Origin of the sequence: Teichococcus deserti, assembly GCF_001982615.1 — a bacterium.
GTDB classification, from domain to species: Bacteria; Pseudomonadota; Alphaproteobacteria; order Acetobacterales; family Acetobacteraceae; genus Pseudoroseomonas; species Pseudoroseomonas deserti.
Window position 1 is genome coordinate 15658 of sequence record NZ_MLCO01000140.1, and the last position, 17619, is coordinate 33276.

Genomic DNA, 17619 nt, shown 5'->3' on the forward strand with positions numbered 1-17619 from the left:
TCAGCCCCCCTGGTTCGGGCGGCCGCCCTGGTTGCCGTTGCCCTGGCCCTGGCCCTGGCCGCCATTCGGCTGGTTGGCCGGCGCCGGGTTCACCGGCTGGCCCGGGCGGACGCGCTGCAGCCCGTCGACCACCACCTGCTCGCCCTCGCGCAGCCCGTCCTCGATCACCGCGCGCTCGGGCGTCGAGTTGCGGCCCATCCGTACGGTGCGGCGCTCGGCCTTGTTCTCGGCGCCGATGACATAGACGAAGTCGCCGCGCGCATCGCTCAGCACCGCGGCGCGGGTGATGGTCAGCGCCTGCACCGGCTCGACCGCCTCGACGACAACATTGACGATCTGGTTGGCGGTCAGCTCGCGGAAGCCGCCTTGGGTCGGCGGGTTGGGGATGGTGCCGCGCAGCAGCACGCTGTCGGTGTCGCGGCCGACATCGATGTCGACGAAGTTCAGCGTGCCGGTCTGGCCATAGGTCTGGCCGCCCGGCAGCCGCAGCCGCAGCTTCACCGCGGCCATCCCGCCGCGCTCGGCATAGCGCGCCCGGACATCGACCAGGGTGCGCATCGGCACGGTGAAGCTGACATACATCGGGTCCTGGCTGACGATGGTCGCCAGCGCCCCGGAGGAGGGGGTGACCACATTGCCCTGGGTGACCGAGGCGCGGCCGATGCGGCCGGCGATCGGCGCGCGGATCTCGGTATAGTCCAGGTTGATCTGCGCCTGGCGCACCGAGGCCTGGGAGGAGAGCAGCTGCGCCTGGGCGCTGCGCTGCGCCGCCAGCGCGGTGTCGACGTTGGAGCGCTGGCCGGCCACCGTGTTCAGCAGCGCCTGGGCGCGGGCCAGGGTGATGTTGGCGTTCTGCAGCTGGGCGTCGGCCTCGGCCGCCGAGGCGCGGGCGATCTGCAGCTGCGCCTCGAAGGGCCCGCGCTCCAGCCGGAACAGCAGGTCGCCCTGACGGACCTCGGTGCCTTCCTCGAATTCGCGCTTCTCCAGGAAGGCGGTCAGGCGGGGCATCAGGTCGACGCGCTGGACGGCGTCGATGCGGCCGATGAACTCGTTGGTCTCGGTCACCGGGCTGCGCGTCACGGGGGCCACGCCAACCGCCGGAGGCTGGCCGCCCGGCGCCTGGGCGAAAGCGGGCGCGGACAGCAGGAACAGGCCAAGTGCGGCCATCCCGCGGCGGTGCAGGAGCTGCATGGAACCTCCAGAGATGCGATCCGCGACACAGGCTGCGGCTTGTAAAGATACCTTCGCGTATGTATATAAAGCCCAGGATTACCTTGCCGCAAGGTGGAAATGGCGCGTCGCACCAAGCAGGAAGCCGATGAAACGCGCGAGGCCCTCCTCGACGCGGCGGAGCAGGTTTTCCTCGAGCGTGGTGTGGCCAGGGCTTCGCTGGATGAGGTGGCGCGCGTCGCCGGCTGTACCAGGGGGGCGGTGCACTGGCATTTCCGTGATAAGCTCGGTCTCTTCCTGGCGCTGGATGAGCGGCTGCTGCTGCTGCAGGACGAGCTGGCCCGGCGGTTGCTGTGCAACGGCACCACGAATTCACCCCTGCGTCACATGGCGGACGCTATCACCGGGGCCATGGTGGATCTGGAAGAAAACCCGCGCCGCCGCCGGCTGCTCACCATCATGCTGCAGCGCTGCGAATACGTGGCCGAGATGGCGCCCGCCCTGCAGCGCCGGCGCGAGGCCGACCAGCATGTCCGCGCCAAGCTGCGCGAGCAGTTCCAGATGGCCGCCGAGCTCGGCGAGATGTCGAGCGCCTGGACGCCGGACCGCGCGGCGCTGTTCCTGCACGCTCTGATCAGCGGCTTCCTCTACGAGTGGCTGCGCGGCGAAGCCGATTTCACCCTGTCGGGCGAGGTGAACAACGCGGTGCGGGGCTTCCTGTCCTGCGCCGTCGCCAGGCCCGGCACCGCTCCCTTCTGCTGAGGATCCCTCCCGCATGCGTCTTTCGCCCCCGGCGCCCTTTGCGGCGCCTTCTTCGGTGACGGCACAAGCTGGGCGGCGGCTGCTGCCGGCCCTGCTGCTGCTGCCGCTGCTGGCCGGCTGCGCCAGCTCTGCCTCGGGCGGCGCCGAGGCCGGCGCTCCGGCGTCCCTCGGCCTGCCGACCGGCAGCACGGTGGACGCCATCCGCGGCACACCGGGCCTCGGCGACCCGCTGCGGCCGGAACCCGGCAATATCTGGGCGGACGGGCTGACCCCGTCGGCCAACGCGCCCGGCCCGATGGGCATGCCGGGCAAGTGACCTCCTCCTCCTCTGAAAGACCGCGGTCGATGAACCCCTTGCGTATGCGTCAGGCCTTGCTGGCCGCGACCGTGCTGGCCCCCGTCTCCCTGGCCCCGGTGGCCGGCTGGGCGCAGAGCCTGCAGGAGGCGCTGAGCCAGGCCTATGCCAACAACCCGACCTTGCAGACCGCCCGCGCCCAGCTGCGCGTGGTGGACGAGAACGTGCCGCAGGCGTTGTCCGGCTGGCGGCCGAGTGTCGTGGTCGCCGGCAACGCCGGCTATGTGAACGGCACGACCCGATCGCGCGGCCTCTATGCCGATGCCGACCGGCAGACCGCCGGGGTGAATGCCACCATCACCCAGCAGCTCTACAATGGCGGCCGGACGGTGGCCTCGACCCAGCGGGCCGAGAACCAGGTGCTGGCCCAGCGCGCCCGGCTGCTGAGCGCCGAGCAGCAGGTGCTGTCCGACACCGTCTCCTCCTATGTCGCGGTAATCCGCGACCAGGAGACGCTGCGGCTGAACGTCAACAACGTGCAGGTGCTGCAGCGCCAGCTGGATGCCACCAACGAGCGCTTCCGCGTCGGCGAGATCACCCGCACCGACGTGGCCCAGGCGGAAAGCCGGCTGGCTGGCGCGCGGGCGTCCCGCGCCAGCTCGGAAGGCAATCTGCAGACCAGCCGCGCCACCTTCCGCCGCACCACCGGCCTGTCGCCGGAGCGGCTGACCGCGCCGCAGCCGCTGGGCATGCCGGTGCGCGACGGGCGCGAGGCGGCGGAGCTCGCCATGCGCAACAACCCGGCGGTGGTCGCAGCCCTGTTCGACGAGGCCGCGGCGCGCGACGCCATCGACGTGCAGATGGCGGCCCTGCTGCCCTCGGTGAATGTGCAGGCCCAGGCCTTCCGCAGCGACAACCAGCAATCGCCGCACACCCGCGGCACCGGCCAGCAGATCACCGCCAACCTCTCGGTCCCGCTCTACCAGGGCGGCGCCGAGCATTCGGCGGTGCGCCAGGCGCGGCAGGACGCCCAGCGCTACCGCCAGGTGGTGGACGACAACCGCCGCCAGGTGATGCAGCAGGCGACCCAGGCCTGGGAGGGGCTGCAATCGGCCCGCGCCCAGGTCGACAGCGTGCGCGCCCAGATCCGCGCCGCCGAGATCGCCCTCGACGGCGTGCAGCGCGAGGCGGTGGTCGGCAGCCGCACCACCCTCGACGTGCTGAACGCCGAGCAGGAGCTGCTGAACGCCCGCGTCAGCCTGGTGCAGGCGCTCGCGAACGTGGTCACCGCCAGCTACAACCTGGCCGGCTCGGTCGGGCGGCTGACGGCGCGGGATCTGGCGCTGCCGGTCGCGCAATACGATATGGAAGCCTATTACCGGACGGTGCGCTCGCGCTGGTTCGGCACCGGCGACCTGAACTCGCAGCAGCCGGTCGGCGACAGCCAGGCGGCTCAGCCGTGAGATGATCTGCCGTCGGCAGGGCCGCCTGACGCGTCAGGCGGCCTTGCGGGCGGGCAGCGGCTTCAGCGTCAGCTTGTACAGACGCATCGACCAGGGCGCCCGAAGCGCGCCCGTCCCGGCATCGAACAGCGAGTAGAAGCTGGCACGCTGCAGCAGCAGCAGCGCCTCGCCCTGGCGGAAGGGCACGTCGACCAGCAGCGGCTTGGCCGGGTCCTCGGCGCGGGCCAGCAGGCGCGGCTTGCCGCCCGGCTCGGCCCAGAAGGCACTGATGGCATTCTCCTCCGGTGCCGCGACCGCGCTGCCGGCCGGTGGCAGTGCGAAGCGCAGGCGCAGCCGCAGCCTGCCGATGCTGTCCAGCCCGCCGTCCGGCGGGGCGGTCGGGCGCAGCCGCAGCAGGGCCAGCGGTCCGGCCTGCACGGCATGGCCCATGGCGCGGGCCTCGAGGCCCAGCAGTTCCGCCTCCCAGCCCTCGACCGTCGCCATCGGCACGCTTTGATTGGCCGCCGCCAGGAACTGCGCCAGCGTGTCGCGGCCGGGTGGCGCCAGCGCCTCGCGCAGCCGGCCGAGCAGGGTCAGGCTGCGCGGCACCGGCGCGGTCGGCGCCTGGCGGGCATCATGCAGGAAGCGGTCGGCGGCCGCGCGCTCGCCGGCATAGAGATGCCGCCGCGCCGCCAGCATGGCGAAGGCCTGGCAATGGCTGAAGGCCAGATAGGCGCCGGCGGCGGCGGCCACCGCGGTCAGCGGCGCGCCCTCCAGCAGCCGGTCCAGCACCCGGTTGAAGCGGCCGGCCTGCTTCAGGAAGGCGCCGAGCTCATGCCCGCCATCCGGGCAGATGAAGACCTGTGGCCAGCCCTCGGCATGGAAGGCCTCGGCATTGGCGACGTCGATCACGTCGAGATCGCCGAACAGGCAGAGGAAGCGCTTCGGATCGCCGGACATCACGGCGTCCGGGCGCAGGGCCGGCTGGTCGTCGGCGAACCAGCGCTGGTAGCGGATGATCGCCGGGCCGCGCTTCGCCAGGTCGACCGAGACGGGCGGGCAGAGCGCGACCACCCGCGCCTCGGGCAGCAGGGCGCCGACCAGCAGCGCGCCGAAGGCGCCCATGCTGACGCCCAGCACGGTGACCCGGGCATAGCCGCCGGCGGCGACCTGGCCGCGCAGCGCCGCGGCCAGCGCGGCCCAGCCGTCCTCGGCATTGTACCAGCTCTGCCGCTGGTCGCGCAGGAACAGCCGGTCGATGCCCGGCCGCGCCATCAGCGAGGCGTGGAAGTCGAAGCCGGTGATCGGCTCCCCGGCGCGGCGCAGACCGGTGACGGCGATGACCAGCTGTTCCGCCGGAGCTCCGGCAGCCGGCGCGAAGTCCAGCTCGTAGCCGCCAAAGGCCTGCAGCCCGGGCTGCAGGGCGCTGCGCTCAACGATCAACTCGGCCGATCCCGTCCAGTGGCGCACCCGGGAACAGGGGATCCGGGCGCTGGCGCGGTGTACAGCGCGAACCAGACCGTTGCGCAAGCTTGGCGGGATGAAGCCGCAGGTTCAGCCCGCCAGCCCCTGCACCAGCCGCGCCAGCGACAGCGACGCCGTCAGCCCCGGGCTTTCGATGCCGAAGAGGTTGATCAGCCCGGCGCGGCCATGGGCTTCCGGCCCCTGGATGACGAAATCCTGCCCCGGCTGGCCGGGCGCCACGATCTTCGGCCGGATGCCGGAATAGCCCGGCTGCAGCGCGCCCTCCGGCAGGCCCGGCCAGTAGCGGCGGATGGCGGCGTAGAAGCTGTCGCCGCGGCGGGGATCGACCTCGTAGTCCAGGCTGTCGACCCATTCGACATCGGGGCCGAAGCGGCACTGCCCGCCCAGGTCGATGGTCAGATGGGTGCCGAGGCCGCCCGGCACCGGCACCGGGTAGATCAGCCGCGAGAAAGGCGAGCGCCCGGCCAGGGTGAAGTAGTTGCCCTTGGCGAAGTAGCTGGGCGGCACATGCGCGGCGGGCATGCCCTGCAGCGTCGCCGCAAGCCGCGGCGCATGCAGCCCCGCGGCATTGACCAGCAGGCGGCAGCGCAGCGCCATCGGATCGGCGCCGCCGACCTCGAGCTCGGCGCCCTCGTCGATCAGCCGGCCGCCGAGGACCGGGCTGTGGAAGACGAAGGTGGCGCCGGCATTCTCGGCATCGCCCTGCAGCGCCAGCATATAGGCATGGCTGTCGATGATGCCGGTGGAGGGGGAGAGGAGGGCCGCAGTGCAGTTCAGCGCCGGCTCCATCGCCAGCGCCTCGGCGGGCTCGACCAGCCGCAGGTCGGGCACGCCGTTGGCGGCGGCGCGGGCCTGGATCGAGGCCAGCTTGCCGCGCTCCTCCGCATCCGTCGCCACGATCAGCTTGCCGCATTGCGCATGCGGCACGCCGCGCTCGGCGCAATAGGCGTAGAGCATGTGCTTGCCCTCGACGCAGGCGCGCGCCATCAGGCTGTCCTTCGGGTAGTAGATCCCCGCATGGATCACCTCGCTGTTGCGCGAGGAGGTCTCGGTGCCGATGCCCTCGGCGGCCTCCAGCACCAGCACCTCGCGCCCGGCCAGCGCCAGCTCGCGGGCCACGGCCAGGCCGACGACGCCGGCGCCGACGACGATGCACTCCACCTCTTCCACCCGGTCGCTCCTTCTCGAACCCCTTGGGCGGCAGTCTTGCCCGCGATGCGGCCGCCTGACCATGGTGGGGCGCGCGAAAAATGCCGCTTTGCGCGGGATTGCCGCGCGGTTTTCACCGCGCGTGACGCGGCGATGCTTGACGCAGCCGGCGCCGGGCGGCACGGAGCGCGGCATGGCCGCTCCCCCGCTTCTGCTGCTCCAGGACACCCGCCTCGGCTTCGGCACCACGCCGCTGCTGCTGGGCGCCACGCTCTCGGTCTCGCCCGGCGAGCGGGTGGCGCTGATCGGGCGCAACGGCTCCGGCAAGTCGACCCTGCTGAAGATCGCGGCCGGCCTGGTGCAGCCCGATTCCGGCAGCCGCTTCGTCCAGCCCGGCGCCACCCTGCGCTACCTGGAGCAGGAGCCCGATCTTTCCGCCTATGCCACCGTCATGGCCTACGTCATGGGCGGGCTGGCCGAGGGCGACGACGAATACCGCGCCCATTACCTGCTGGAGCAGCTCGGCCTGACCGGCGAGGAGCTGCCGAAGAACCTCTCCGGCGGCGAGGCGCGGCGGGCGGCGCTGGCCCGGGCGCTCGCCCCCAGCCCCGACATCCTGCTGCTGGACGAGCCGACCAACCACCTGGACCTGCCCGCCATCGAATGGCTGGAGCAGGAGATCGCCTCGATGCGCTCGGCGCTGGTCCTGATCAGCCATGACCGGCGCTTCCTGGAGACCATGACGCGGGAGATGGTCTGGCTCGACCGCGGCGTCACCCGCCGCCTGGCCCGCGGCTTTGCCCATTTCGAGACCTGGCGCGACGAGGTCCTGGAGCTGGAGGAGAAGGAGGCGCACAAGCTCGACCGGCAGATCGCCCGGGAAGAGGATTGGATGCGCTACGGCGTCACCGCCCGGCGCAAGCGCAATGTCCGCCGCGTCGCCGAGCTCGCGGGGCTCCGCCAGCAGCGCCGTGAGCGCCGCGCCGCCCAGGGCGGGGTGCGCATGGCGGCCGCCGAGGGCGAGGGCTCCGGCAGCCAGGTGGTCTCGGCCGACACCATCTCGAAATTCTACGGCGAGCGCGCCGTGGTGAAGGACTTTTCCACGCGCATCCTGCGTGGCGACCGGGTGGGGATCGTGGGTCCCAACGGCGCCGGCAAGACCACGCTGCTGTCGATGCTGACGGGGATGCTGGCGCCCGATTCCGGCGAGATCAAGCTGGGCACCAATCTGCAGATGGTGACGCTGGACCAGCGGCGCGAGGCGCTGGACCCGGCGATGACCGTCTCGGCGACGCTGACCGGCCAGCGCGGCGACCAGGTCTGGGTCAATGGCCAGCCGCGCCACGTCATCGGCTACATGAAGGACTTCCTGTTCCTGCCCGAGCAGGCGCGGACGCCCGTCTCGGCGCTGTCGGGCGGCGAGCGCGGGCGGCTGCTGCTGGCCCGCGCCTTCGCCACCGCCTCCAACCTGCTGGTGCTCGACGAGCCGACCAACGACCTGGACCTGGAGACGCTCGACCTGCTGCAGGAGCAGATCGCCGATTACGGCGGCACGGTCATCGTGGTCAGCCATGACCGCGACTTCCTCGACCGGGTGACCACCAATGTCATCGCCTGGGAAGGCGAGGGGCGCTGGCAGGACTATGCCGGCGGCTATACCGACATGGTGTCGCAGCGCGGCCATGGCGTGCGGGCGCGCTCGGATGCCCAGCCTGCTCCCGTCGCCAAGTCCTCCGAGCCGAAGCCTGCTGCCGCCGCATCGACGGCGGCGGTCCGAAAGAAGATGTCGTTCAAGGACCAGCATGAGCTGGAGACCCTGCCCGCCAGGATGCGCAAGCTGGAAGCCGAAGCGGCAAAGCTGAAGGAAATCCTGGCGGATCCGGGGCTCTACAGCCGCGACAAGGGGCGCTTCGACAAGGCCAGCGAGCTGCTGGCCAAGGCCGAGACAGGCCTGGCCGAGGCGGAGGAGCGCTGGCTGGAGCTGGAGATGCTGCGGGAGGAAACGGGGGGCTGAGCGGCGCCCCCCTTCGGTGTCAGGCGGCGCGGACCGACAGGCAGTGGCGCGGCTCGAGGCTGCGGAAGCGCACCTCGCAATAGAGGCCGTCGGTGTCGAAGTTCAGCCGCACCTGGGTGCCGGGGCCGAGGTCATAGGCCAGGCCGCGCTCCAGGAAGCGCATGCCGAAGCCCTGGCGCAGCGGCCGGCCCGCCAGCCGTGGCCCGCCATATTCGCGCCAGGCCAGCCGCAGCGCGCCATCGGCCAGGCAGTCCCAGCGCAGCGAGACATGGCCTTCGCTGCCGAGCGCGCCGTGATGGGTGGCGTTGCTGGCCAGCTCGGAGAGCGCGATGACCAGGGCCTGGGCCTGGCCAGGGCGCAGCAGCGGCCCTTCCGGCCCTTCGACCCGCAGCCGGCCGCTGCCCTGCCAGGGCCCGAGCGCCGCTTGCACCACCGCGGACAGCGTCGCCTGCGACCAGCCGACGGCGGCCAGCAGCTCGTGCGAGCGCGACAGCGCGCCGAGGCGGGCCGAGAAATCGGCGGCGAAGCGCTGCGGGTCCAGCGCCGCGCCGCGCAGCGTCTGGGCGGCCAGGGACTGGACGGTGGCCAGGGTGTTCTTCACCCGGTGGTTCAGCTCGCCCACCAGCTCGTCGCGCCAGGCTTCCATGGTGGCGCGCTCGGTGACGTCCATGATGATCAGGCAGAGATGCGGCGCGCCTTCCGCCGCCTGGGCGGAGGGCTCCAGCAGCTCGACCGCCAGGTGGTAGTGGCGGTCGGCGCCATCCGGCCCGGCCGCGGTCACCGCCTGGCCGGGCAGGCCGCGGCCGCGCACCTGCACGGCGCGCAGCTCGGCGCCGAGGGCCGCATGCAGCCAGGGCAGCGCCTGGGCCAGGCTCTGGCCGGGCAGGGCGGCCTCGGCGACTCCGGCCAGCTGAGCGAAGCGGGCATTGCCGGCGGCGATGGTCAGGCCGGGGTCGAGCAGCGCCATGCCGAGCGGCGCGGCCTCGGCCAGGGCGCGGATCTGCGCCTGGGCCTGGGCGGCATGGCCGGCCTGGGCGCGGGCCTCGCGCCGGGCCTGGCGCAGCGCCAGTCCGAGCAGGGCGACGCCGGCCGTGGCGCTGGCCAGGGCGCCGAGCAGCCCGTTGCGCTGTCGCGCCAGGTCATGCTGGCGCAGGATGGCGATGCGCCGCATCAGCGCATCCTCCATGGCATGGCCGGCGACATGCAGGGCACGGTGGGCGGCCTCGGCCTCGCCGGCGGCATGGCCGGCGGCCAGGCGCAGCCGCAGCAGGGCCTCTGGCGCGGCGAGCTCGGGATAGCTGTTTGCCAGCTGCGCCAGCGTCGCCAGGGCTGCGGCAAGGGCGGCGGGGTCCTGGCGCACGGCATGTCCGGTGAGCAGCGCCTCGGCCTTCAGCCCATCGTCGAGGGTGCGGATTTCCTGCAGGGTGGCTTCGCTGCCAACCAGGCGGAAGCCGAGCAGCGCAAAGCTGGCGGTGAGCAGGACCAGGGCGAGCCAGGCCAGCGGTCCGCCGGCCAGGGTGACGGCACGGCGCATCGGGCCGCGGTTCCGGGTGGAACCGGCGGCAGCGTCAGGGCGTGCCAGGGCGAAGGCCCGCGGCACGAGCCTGGTGGCGGCAGGCTGCACGGGCGCCTTCCTCCGGTTTTTTGGGTTATGTGCCGAACGTTTCCCACATGCCGCAGTCCGGTCGCACGGCTGGCTTCCTGAGGCGCGACGGGCTGGCAGCGCGGGGGCAGTCCGCGGGAGGCCAGCGCACAGCCTCGGCCAGGGGCGCGGCAAGGTGCGGCATAGGTGAATTGAAGCGCGATTTTGCGCGCAAAGGGAGAGTTTTTTTGAAGTCTGGAGCGATTCGCTACCGAAATATTGCTGAAGACAAAGCGCGACGCCAGCGCCGAGTGAACCGGTTCGACAAGCTTGGGCGTGAGTTTACGGGAGACGCAAATCTTGGCTGCTGACGATGACGACGATGGCGACGACGCGCCGCCGGGCCTGCCCGCCGGGACGCCCTTCTACATGACGCCCGTGGGCCATGCGGCGCTGCAGGAGGAGCTGACCCGGCTGTGGAGCCAGGACCGGCCGAAGGTGGTGGAGATCGTCTCCTGGGCGGCGAGCCTGGGCGACCGCAGCGAAAATGCCGACTACCAGTACGGCAAGCGGCGGCTGCGCGAGATCGACCGCCGGGTCCGCTTCCTGCGGAAGCGCCTGGAGCGGGTGCAGGTGGTCGACCCCGCCGCCCAGCCGCGCCGCGACCAGGTCTTCTTCGGCGCGACCGTCACCTATGCCCGCGAGGATGACAGCGAGGTCACCATCACCATCGTCGGCGTCGACGAGACCGACCTGGACCGCGGCCATATCAGCTGGGTCTCGCCGATGGCCCGCGCGCTGCTGAAGGCGCGGGTCGGCGACCTGGTCCGGGTGCGTACCCCGGGCGGCCTCGAGGAGGTCGAGGTGGTCACCATCGCCTATCCGCCGGCGCGCTGATCGCTGCACGCCAGGGTGGCGGACATCGCCGAGAATTTCGCCACCCCGCTCTTGCTTCCTTCATTTCACCGGCGTCATGCTGGGGACGTTCCGAAGCGTCCCCGAAAGCCCGCGTCGAATGTCGCAGAATATCCTCCGCCCGCCCGCGGCCACGGCGCGGCGTGGCTGGCGTGACCTGTCGCCCGTGCTGCGGGGGATGGTCTGGATGGGGCTGTCGGGCCTGCTGTTCAGCCTGCTCAACGCCATCATGAGCGGCATGACGCGGGAGATGCATTCCTTCCAGGCGCAGTTCCTGCGCTATTTCTTCGGCTTCCTGGTGATGGTGCCGCTGTTCTGGCGCGACGGCATCGCCAGCTACGCGCCCAAAGGCATTTCGGGGCAGCTGTGGCGCGGCGTGGTGCACACCGCCGGGCTGCTGATGTGGTTCCTGGCGCTGCCGCATATCCCGCTGGCCGATGTCACGGCGCTGGGCTTCACCGGGCCGATCTTCATCATGATCGGCGCCGTCATCTTCCTGAAGGAGAAGGTGGTGCTGGCGCGCTGGCTGGCCGCAGGCCTCGGCCTGGTCGGCGTCGCCATCGTGCTGGGGCCGAAGCTGTCGGGCGGCGGCGGCATCTGGACCCTGGTGATGCTGGGCTCCTCTCCGCTGTTTGCCGCCTCCTTCCTGATCACCAAGGCGCTGACCCGGCGCGACCGGCCGGAGGTGATCGTCATGTGGCAGGCGATCACCATCTCGGCCTTCACGCTGCCCTTCGCCCTGGCCTTCTGGTCCTGGCCGAGCCCGACCCAGATCGCCTGGTTCGCGGTGGCCGGGCTGCTGGGCTCGGGCGGGCACTGGGCGCTGACCGAGGCGTTCCGTCTCGCCGATGTCTCGGCCACCCAGCCGGTGAAGTTCCTCGACCTCGCCTGGGCGGCGATGCTGGGCTTCCTGCTGTTCGGCGACATCCCCGGCTGGACCACCTTCGCCGGCGCCGCCGTCATCTTCGGCTCGGCCACCTGGATGGCGCGGCAGGAAGTCCGCCGCGCCTGACGCCACCCGGCGCCCGGCGGCGCCGATCGGGGCCCGGGCGCCGTCGGGGCGGGCGGTTCACGCCTTCGGCGAAGCGGCCTCAGGCGATCATCCGCCGGCGCCTCAGTTGCTGGACACGCCGGCCAGCACCAGGATGGAGGCCAGCGCCGTCGACATGCCCTTCACGCTCTGGGTCTTCTCGACGTCGATCCACTCTTCCAGCGAATGCTCGCGGCCGCCGGCGCAGCCGGTGCCCAGCGTCACCGCCGGGATGCCCAGGCTGATCGGGATGTTGCTGTCGGTCGAGGAGGCCGTGGCCTCCAGCGTGTAGCCCTGGGCCTGGATCACCGCGGCGGCGACGCGGGCGATCCGCGACTCCTTGGGCGTCACCCCGGCCGGGCGGTCGCCGATCTGCTTCACCTCGACGGTGATCTCTCCACGCGACGTGTCGCGGGCGGCGTTCTCGTCCGCCGCGGCCTGGGGGAGGGTCGCCAGGAAGCGGGCCTCGAGCGTCGCCAGCACCTCGGCCGAGGCGGAGCGGAGATCCACCTCCATCCACATGGTCTCGGGGATGGCGTTGATGGACGTGCCGCCGCCGATCTTGCCGATCGAGAAGGTGGTCTTGGGCGAGGCGGGGACGCGGATGCGGCCCAGATCGTCCATGGCGCGGGCCAGGGCGAAGGCCGGGTTGACCAGGCCGAAGGCGCCGAAGGAATGGCCGCCCGGGCCGCGGAAGGTGACGCGGTAGCGCTTGGAGCCGACGGCGGCATGCACCAGCCGGGCCGGGTTCAACCCGTCCAGCGCCACGAAGCCGGCGACCTTCTCGCGCCAGCGGTTGGCGCGGAAGAAATGCTTCACGCCGCGCAGGTCGCCGGCCCCTTCCTCGCCCACCGAGGCGAGGAACAGGATGCCGGCGCGGGTGCGGATGGCGGCCTTGTCGAGGGCGCGCGACAGCGCCAGCAGCAGGGCCAGGCCGCGGGTGTCGTCGCCGACACCGGGGGCGCGAAGGATGTCGCCCTCGCGCTTCACCGTGACATCGGTGCCGGCCGGGAAGACGGTGTCCAGATGCGAGCAGAGCACGATGACGCCGGCCTCGGGGTCGGTGCCGGGGCGATAGGCGGTGACGTTGCCCTCTTCATCCGTCTCGACCTGCTCGACGCCGTGCTGGCGCAGCAGGTCGGCATAGGCGGCCGCGCGGACGGCCTCGCCGAAGGGGGGCGAGGGGATCTGGCAGAGGGTGATCAGCTGCTCGACGAAGTTGTCGTGGTCGGCCTCGATGGCGGCGGCGGCACGCTGGAAGGCCGGGCTGTCCAGCATGGCGCGGGCCTCGGCCGCGGTGTCGCCGCCTTCGGTCGCGGACAGCAGGGCGCGGAGCAGGGGATCAGGGGACGTCATCGGGCGGACCTCGGCGGCAGCGGAAAGGGCCGGGACGTTCCCCCCGCGCCGGAGCCCGGTCAAGAGTCAGAAAAAAGATGGGGTCCAGGGGAATCCTTCCCCTGGCCTTGCTGGCTCAGGTGCCCACCCTGAGCGGCGCCGACAGCTTCCTGAGCGCCGCGATCACCGACAGCGCCGTGATCCTGCCAGTCTTGGGATTGTCCGAGGGCACGTTCTCGATGGTCATGGAAAAGCGGGCGGAATCGGCCTCGACGGTGATGGAGTGGGTGTTGAGGGTCAGCGCCGGATCCGCCCAGATCTCCAGCCGCGTCCGGTCCGGGCCGATGCCCGCGAGGGACAGGGCGACCGCGACGTTGAGATTGGCCGAGAAGCCGATGGCGGCCTCGCGGGCGGTGCCTTCGAAGATACGCAGCGGCGCGGTGATGGCGGCGATGTCGATGCCGTGCTCGGCCAGGTAGGGCGCGCCGAGCAGCCCCTTCACCGGCTTGCGGGTGACCATGCGCACCGCATGGATCTGCCCCTCGGCCGCAGCGGCGACCGCATCGAGGCCAAGCAGCGCGCCGGTGGGCACGATGATCTGGCCGTGGTGCTGGCGGGCGAGCTCGACCAGCTGCGGCGCGGAGAGCAGGGCGCCGGCGGACAGCACCATCAGCTTCTTGCCGTGCTGCAGCACCGGCGTCGCGATGCGGGGCAGCAGCGCCGCGGGCGCGCATTCGACCACCAGGTCGGCCTGGGGCTCGAGGTCGCCGATCTCGAGCACGGGGACCGGGTAGCGCAGCCCCTGCAGGCGGCGGGCGGCGGCCGGGCGGTCGCGGGCGGCGACGGCGACCAGCTCGCAGCCGGGGATGCCGGCATCCAGCGCCTCCGCCACCCGCAGCCCGACGGCGCCCAGGCCGGCGATGGCGACGCGCAGCGGCCGGGGGCGCGGCTGGGTGATGGCGTTCATGCGGCGGCTTCCTCTCTGCGGCGGAGCAGAACCCGCGGCGGCCGGCCTGTCCAGGGGGTGTCGGGTGGGAGCCGTGGCGGCTGCATCCCGGGCGGCCAGCATGGGGGACCATGCCGGCCGCCGGGGCGGCGGCCTGGCAGGGATGCCGGCCGCGGAGCGCGGGCCGCCAATTGGGGGGACGGCCTCGCCATGGCGGCATGGTTAATGGTTCAGTCCTGGCTTGCCAAGCCGCCGGGCGGGGCGCGGCTTGTCCCGGGCGATCACGTCTCGTTCACGCAACGTCCACCGGTCCGGGGCGCGAGCCAAGAAAAAACCCCGGGATCTCGCGATCCCGGGGCGGTTCTCGGTCAGCCGTGGCTGGACGATCAGCCGGCGGCTTCCGGCGCATGGTGGCTGTCGGCGTCGCCGTCGGAGCCGTCTTCCGGCTTCGGCAGGGCGGGCAGGGGGGCCTCGATGAAGTCGAAAGTCAGGGCATCGTCCTTCATGCCGACCTTCACCGCGCCGCCCTTGGCCAGCTTGCCGAAGAGCAGCTCCTCGGCCAGCGGCTTCTTGATGTATTCCTGGATGACGCGGGCGAGCGGACGCGCGCCATAGAGGCGGTCGTAGCCCTTTTCCGCCAGCCATTCCTTGGCCGCCGAGGAAAGCTCGATCGTGACGTTGCGGTCGGCGAGCTGCGCCTCCAGCTGCATCACGAACTTCTCGACGACGTTGCCAACGATCTCTGGCGTCAGGTTGCCGAAGGGGACGACGGCGTCCAGGCGGTTGCGGAATTCCGGCGTGAACAGCCGCTTCACCGCATCCTCATCCTCGCCCTGGCGCACCTCGCGGCCGAAGCCGATGCCGTTCTTGGCCATGTCCGAGGCCCCGGCATTGGTGGTCATGATCAGGATGACGTTGCGGAAGTCGACGATCTTGCCGTTGTGGTCGGTCAGCTTCCCGTGGTCCATGACCTGCAGCAGGATGTTGTAGAGGTCCTGATGGGCCTTCTCGATCTCATCGAGCAGCAGCACGGCATGGGGGTGCTGGTCGACGCTGTCGGTCAGCAGCCCGCCCTGGTCGAAGCCGACATAGCCCGGCGGCGCGCCGATCAGCCGGCTGATCGAGTGGCGCTCCATGTATTCCGACATGTCGAAGCGGATCAGCTCGATGCCCAGCGTCTTCGCGAGTTGCTTGGCGACCTCAGTCTTGCCGACGCCGGTGGGCCCGCTGAACAGGTAGTTGCCGATCGGCTTCTCCATGTCGCGCAGGCCGGCGCGGGACAGCTTGATCGCCGCCGACAACGCCTCGATCGCCTGGTTCTGGCCGAAGACCATGGCCTTCAGGTCGCGTTCCAGGTTGCGCAGCGTCTCCTTGTCGTCGGAGGAGACCGACTTGGGGGGAATGCGCGCGATCTTGGCGACGATATCCTCGACATCCTTCAGGGTGACGGTCTTCTTCCGCTTCCCTTCCGGCTGCAGCATGCGCGACGCGCCGACCTCGTCGATGACGTCGATCGCCTTGTCCGGCAGCTTGCGGTCATGGATGTACTTGGCCGAGAGCTCGACGGCGGCGCGGATCGCCTCCGGCGTGTACTTGACCTTGTGGTGCTTCTCGTAATTGGTCTTCAGGCCGGTCAGGATCTTCACCGCATCCTCGATCGTCGGCTCGTTGACGTCGATCTTCTGGAAGCGGCGGACCAGGGCGCGGTCCTTCTCGAAATAGGTGCGGTATTCCTTGTAGGTCGTCGACCCCACGCAGCGCAGCGTGCCCTGGGCGAGCGCAGGCTTCAGCAGGTTCGAGGCGTCCATCGCCCCGCCGGAGGTGGCGCCGGCGCCGATCACCGTGTGGATCTCATCGATGAACAGGATCGAGCCGGGCTGCTGCTCGAGCTCGTTGACCACGGCCTTCAGCCGCTCCTCGAAGTCGCCGCGGTAGCGGGTGCCGGCCAGCAGGCTGCCCATGTCGAGGGCGTAGATGGTCGACTTGGCCAGCACCTCGGGCACGTCGCCCTCGATGATGCGCTTGGCCAGGCCCTCCGCGATGGCCGTCTTACCCACGCCGGGATCGCCGACATACAGAGGATTGTTCTTGGTGCGGCGGCAGAGGATCTGGATGGTCCGCTCGATCTCGCTGTCGCGGCCGATGAGCGGGTCGATCTTGCCCTGCTGCGCCTTCTTGTTGAGGTTGACGCAGTAGTTGGACAGCGCGTCCTGGCCGCGCCGGGCGCCCTGCGGCTTCTCCTCCTTCTCCCCGGGCTCCTCCGACCCAGGCGCGGAGGCCGAGGGGGGACTGCCCTGGACCGGGCGGCTGGTCGAGCGGCCGGGCGCCTTGGCGATGCCATGGCTGATGAAGTTCACCGCATCCAGCCGGGTCATGTCCTGCAGCTGGAGGAAATAGACGGCATGGCTTTCCCGCTCGCTGAAGAGCGCGACGAGCACATTGGCGCCCGTCACCTCGTCGCGGCCGGAGGATTGCACATGGATCGCCGCGCGCTGCACGACGCGCTGGAAGCCCGCGGTCGGCTTCGGATCGCCGGAGCGCTCCGTCACCAGCCCGGCCAGGTCCTTGTCGAGGAACTCGGCCAGGTCGCGCTTCAGCTTGTCCTGGTCGACCCCGCAGGCGCGCAGCACGGTGGCGGCGTCGGTGTCGTCGACCAGGGCGAGGAGCAGGTGCTCCAGCGTGGCGTATTCGTGGCGGCGCTCATTGGCGAGCGCCAGCGCGCGGTGGAGCGTCTGCTCGAGATTGCGGGACAGCATGAATGTGACGCTCCCCTTGGAAGGCGATGCCGGGGGACCCGGAAGAGGGAGCCGGCACTGCCAGAGACAGGACCTTGCGGTCCGAGATAGTCGTTATGTGGGTCCGCCAGAACGATACGGCGAGGGCCAGTCTAAGTTTCAGCAGGTTACACAGAGATGAGCAGGCGCCGCATCATTCCTTTTCAATGGTGCACTGGAGCGGATGCTGATTCTGCCGCGCCAGGTCCATCACCTGGGTGACCTTGGTCTCCGCCACCTCATAGGTATAGACGCCGCAGACGCCGACGCCGCGGCGGTGCACGTGCAGCATGATGCGCGTCGCCTCCTCCCGGTTCTTCTGGAAGAAGCGCTCGAGGACATGCACGACGAATTCCATCGGCGTGTAGTCATCGTTCAGCATCAGCACCTTGTACATCGCGGGCTTGCGCGTGCGGGTGCGCGTCTTGACCACGACGCCGGTGTTGCTGCCGTCCTGGTTGCCCCCGTCGCCGCCATTGCCGACATCGCCGGGGTTCTGCGGATCGGGCGGCTCGTTCCCGGCAGCCTGGATCGCCGGCGAGACGGATGCCGGCGGAGCGGGAATCGTCTGGGGGTGCTGGTCCTGTTCCGTCATGCTGCCGCCGGCCCGCAGGTTGTCTGCTGCACCAAAATCCATCTTCCCCTCTGGACCGCCCCCATCTAGGCAGCGGACCGAAGCTTTGCCAACCCGCACCCCGCCCGCCCGGATGGCGGCACGGC

At 71.0% G+C, this 17619-nt stretch carries 14 protein-coding genes; 6 read left to right on the forward strand and 8 right to left on the reverse strand.

Annotated elements, in window-relative coordinates:
• Complete coding sequence (locus BKE38_RS14750) at nucleotides 1-1191, reverse strand: efflux RND transporter periplasmic adaptor subunit (protein WP_076958056.1); 1191 nt, start codon at nucleotides 1189-1191, stop codon at nucleotides 1-3.
• A gap of 99 nt (nucleotides 1192-1290) precedes the next feature.
• On the opposite strand from BKE38_RS14750, the gene BKE38_RS14755 reads away from it, so the two are divergent.
• The 3 genes from BKE38_RS14755 to BKE38_RS14765 are packed head-to-tail and all read left to right on the forward strand — an operon-like array spanning nucleotide 1291 to nucleotide 3690.
• Nucleotides 1291-1932, forward strand: coding sequence for a TetR family transcriptional regulator (locus BKE38_RS14755; protein WP_076958057.1), 642 nt, complete (start codon nucleotides 1291-1293; stop codon nucleotides 1930-1932).
• 13 nt (nucleotides 1933-1945) lie between these two features.
• Nucleotides 1946-2248, forward strand: a complete 303-nt coding sequence (locus tag BKE38_RS14760) for a hypothetical protein (RefSeq protein WP_076958058.1) — start codon at nucleotides 1946-1948, stop codon at nucleotides 2246-2248.
• 44 nt (nucleotides 2249-2292) lie between these two features.
• Nucleotides 2293-3690 (forward strand): TolC family outer membrane protein, encoded by a 1398-nt coding sequence (locus BKE38_RS14765; RefSeq protein ID WP_083747558.1) that lies wholly within the window; start codon nucleotides 2293-2295, stop codon nucleotides 3688-3690.
• Nucleotides 3691-3723: 33 nt separating this feature from the next.
• Here the strand turns inward: BKE38_RS14765 and BKE38_RS14770 are convergent, their stop codons facing one another.
• Together BKE38_RS14770 and BKE38_RS14775 are read right to left on the reverse strand one after the other, a co-directional pair.
• On the reverse strand, nucleotides 3724-5112 hold the full coding sequence (locus BKE38_RS14770) for an alpha/beta fold hydrolase (RefSeq protein ID WP_076958059.1): 1389 nt from the start codon (nucleotides 5110-5112) through the stop codon (nucleotides 3724-3726).
• A gap of 111 nt (nucleotides 5113-5223) precedes the next feature.
• Entirely contained in the window at nucleotides 5224-6324 is a 1101-nt protein-coding gene (locus tag BKE38_RS14775) for an NAD(P)/FAD-dependent oxidoreductase (protein ID WP_076958060.1), read from the reverse strand.
• A 172-nt stretch (nucleotides 6325-6496) separates the two neighbouring features.
• Between BKE38_RS14775 and BKE38_RS14780 the strand changes: the two genes are divergently transcribed.
• Nucleotides 6497-8317, forward strand: a complete 1821-nt coding sequence (locus BKE38_RS14780; protein WP_076958061.1) for an ATP-binding cassette domain-containing protein — start codon at nucleotides 6497-6499, stop codon at nucleotides 8315-8317.
• A gap of 19 nt (nucleotides 8318-8336) precedes the next feature.
• Here BKE38_RS14780 and BKE38_RS14785 read toward each other — a convergent pair whose 3' ends face one another.
• Nucleotides 8337-9851 (reverse strand): sensor histidine kinase, encoded by a 1515-nt coding sequence (locus BKE38_RS14785; protein ID WP_076958062.1) that lies wholly within the window; start codon nucleotides 9849-9851, stop codon nucleotides 8337-8339.
• A 477-nt stretch (nucleotides 9852-10328) separates the two neighbouring features.
• Here BKE38_RS14785 and greB point away from each other — a divergent pair, with 477 nt between their 5' ends.
• Nucleotides 10329-10796, forward strand: a complete 468-nt coding sequence (gene greB / locus BKE38_RS14790) for a transcription elongation factor GreB (protein WP_420014330.1) — start codon at nucleotides 10329-10331, stop codon at nucleotides 10794-10796.
• A 118-nt stretch (nucleotides 10797-10914) separates the two neighbouring features.
• Nucleotides 10915-11826 carry a DMT family transporter gene (locus BKE38_RS14795; RefSeq protein ID WP_076958064.1) on the forward strand — a complete coding sequence of 304 codons (912 nt, stop codon included), beginning with the start codon at nucleotides 10915-10917 and terminating at the stop codon, nucleotides 11824-11826.
• A 102-nt stretch (nucleotides 11827-11928) separates the two neighbouring features.
• On the opposite strand, the gene BKE38_RS14800 is transcribed toward BKE38_RS14795, so the two are convergent.
• From BKE38_RS14800 to clpS, 4 genes are all read right to left on the reverse strand, one after another.
• Complete coding sequence (locus tag BKE38_RS14800; protein ID WP_083747562.1) at nucleotides 11929-13200, reverse strand: M20/M25/M40 family metallo-hydrolase; 1272 nt, start codon at nucleotides 13198-13200, stop codon at nucleotides 11929-11931.
• A gap of 115 nt (nucleotides 13201-13315) precedes the next feature.
• A complete protein-coding gene (locus BKE38_RS14805; protein WP_076958065.1) occupies nucleotides 13316-14146 on the reverse strand; it encodes an aspartate dehydrogenase in 831 nt (276 codons plus the stop codon).
• Nucleotides 14147-14511: 365 nt separating this feature from the next.
• Complete coding sequence (gene clpA / locus BKE38_RS14810) at nucleotides 14512-16881, reverse strand: ATP-dependent Clp protease ATP-binding subunit ClpA (protein WP_076958066.1); 2370 nt, start codon at nucleotides 16879-16881, stop codon at nucleotides 14512-14514.
• Between the two features lie 172 nt (nucleotides 16882-17053).
• Entirely contained in the window at nucleotides 17054-17494 is a 441-nt protein-coding gene (gene clpS / locus BKE38_RS33925) for an ATP-dependent Clp protease adapter ClpS (RefSeq protein WP_408887425.1), read from the reverse strand.
• Nucleotides 17495-17619: the final 125 nt, after the last annotated feature.

Excerpts from the sequence above, each read along its gene's own strand:
- BKE38_RS14760 (WP_076958058.1), top strand. The coding sequence starts at position 1,946 with ATGCGTCTTTCGCCCCCGGCGCCCTTTGCGGCGCCTTCTTCGGTGACG.
- BKE38_RS14795 (WP_076958064.1), top strand. The coding sequence starts at position 10,915 with ATGTCGCAGAATATCCTCCGCCCGCCCGCGGCCACGGCGCGGCGTGGC.
- BKE38_RS14785 (WP_076958062.1), bottom strand. The coding sequence starts at position 9,851 with ATGCGCCGTGCCGTCACCCTGGCCGGCGGACCGCTGGCCTGGCTCGCC.
- clpS (WP_408887425.1), bottom strand. The coding sequence starts at position 17,494 with ATGACGGAACAGGACCAGCACCCCCAGACGATTCCCGCTCCGCCGGCA.
- BKE38_RS14805 (WP_076958065.1), bottom strand. The coding sequence starts at position 14,146 with ATGAACGCCATCACCCAGCCGCGCCCCCGGCCGCTGCGCGTCGCCATC.
- BKE38_RS14750 (WP_076958056.1), bottom strand. The coding sequence starts at position 1,191 with ATGCAGCTCCTGCACCGCCGCGGGATGGCCGCACTTGGCCTGTTCCTG.
- BKE38_RS14800 (WP_083747562.1), bottom strand. The coding sequence starts at position 13,200 with ATGACGTCCCCTGATCCCCTGCTCCGCGCCCTGCTGTCCGCGACCGAA.
- greB (WP_420014330.1), top strand. The coding sequence starts at position 10,329 with ATGACGCCCGTGGGCCATGCGGCGCTGCAGGAGGAGCTGACCCGGCTG.
- clpA (WP_076958066.1), bottom strand. The coding sequence starts at position 16,881 with ATGCTGTCCCGCAATCTCGAGCAGACGCTCCACCGCGCGCTGGCGCTC.
- BKE38_RS14780 (WP_076958061.1), top strand. The coding sequence starts at position 6,497 with ATGGCCGCTCCCCCGCTTCTGCTGCTCCAGGACACCCGCCTCGGCTTC.
- BKE38_RS14765 (WP_083747558.1), top strand. The coding sequence starts at position 2,293 with ATGCGTCAGGCCTTGCTGGCCGCGACCGTGCTGGCCCCCGTCTCCCTG.
- BKE38_RS14755 (WP_076958057.1), top strand. The coding sequence starts at position 1,291 with ATGGCGCGTCGCACCAAGCAGGAAGCCGATGAAACGCGCGAGGCCCTC.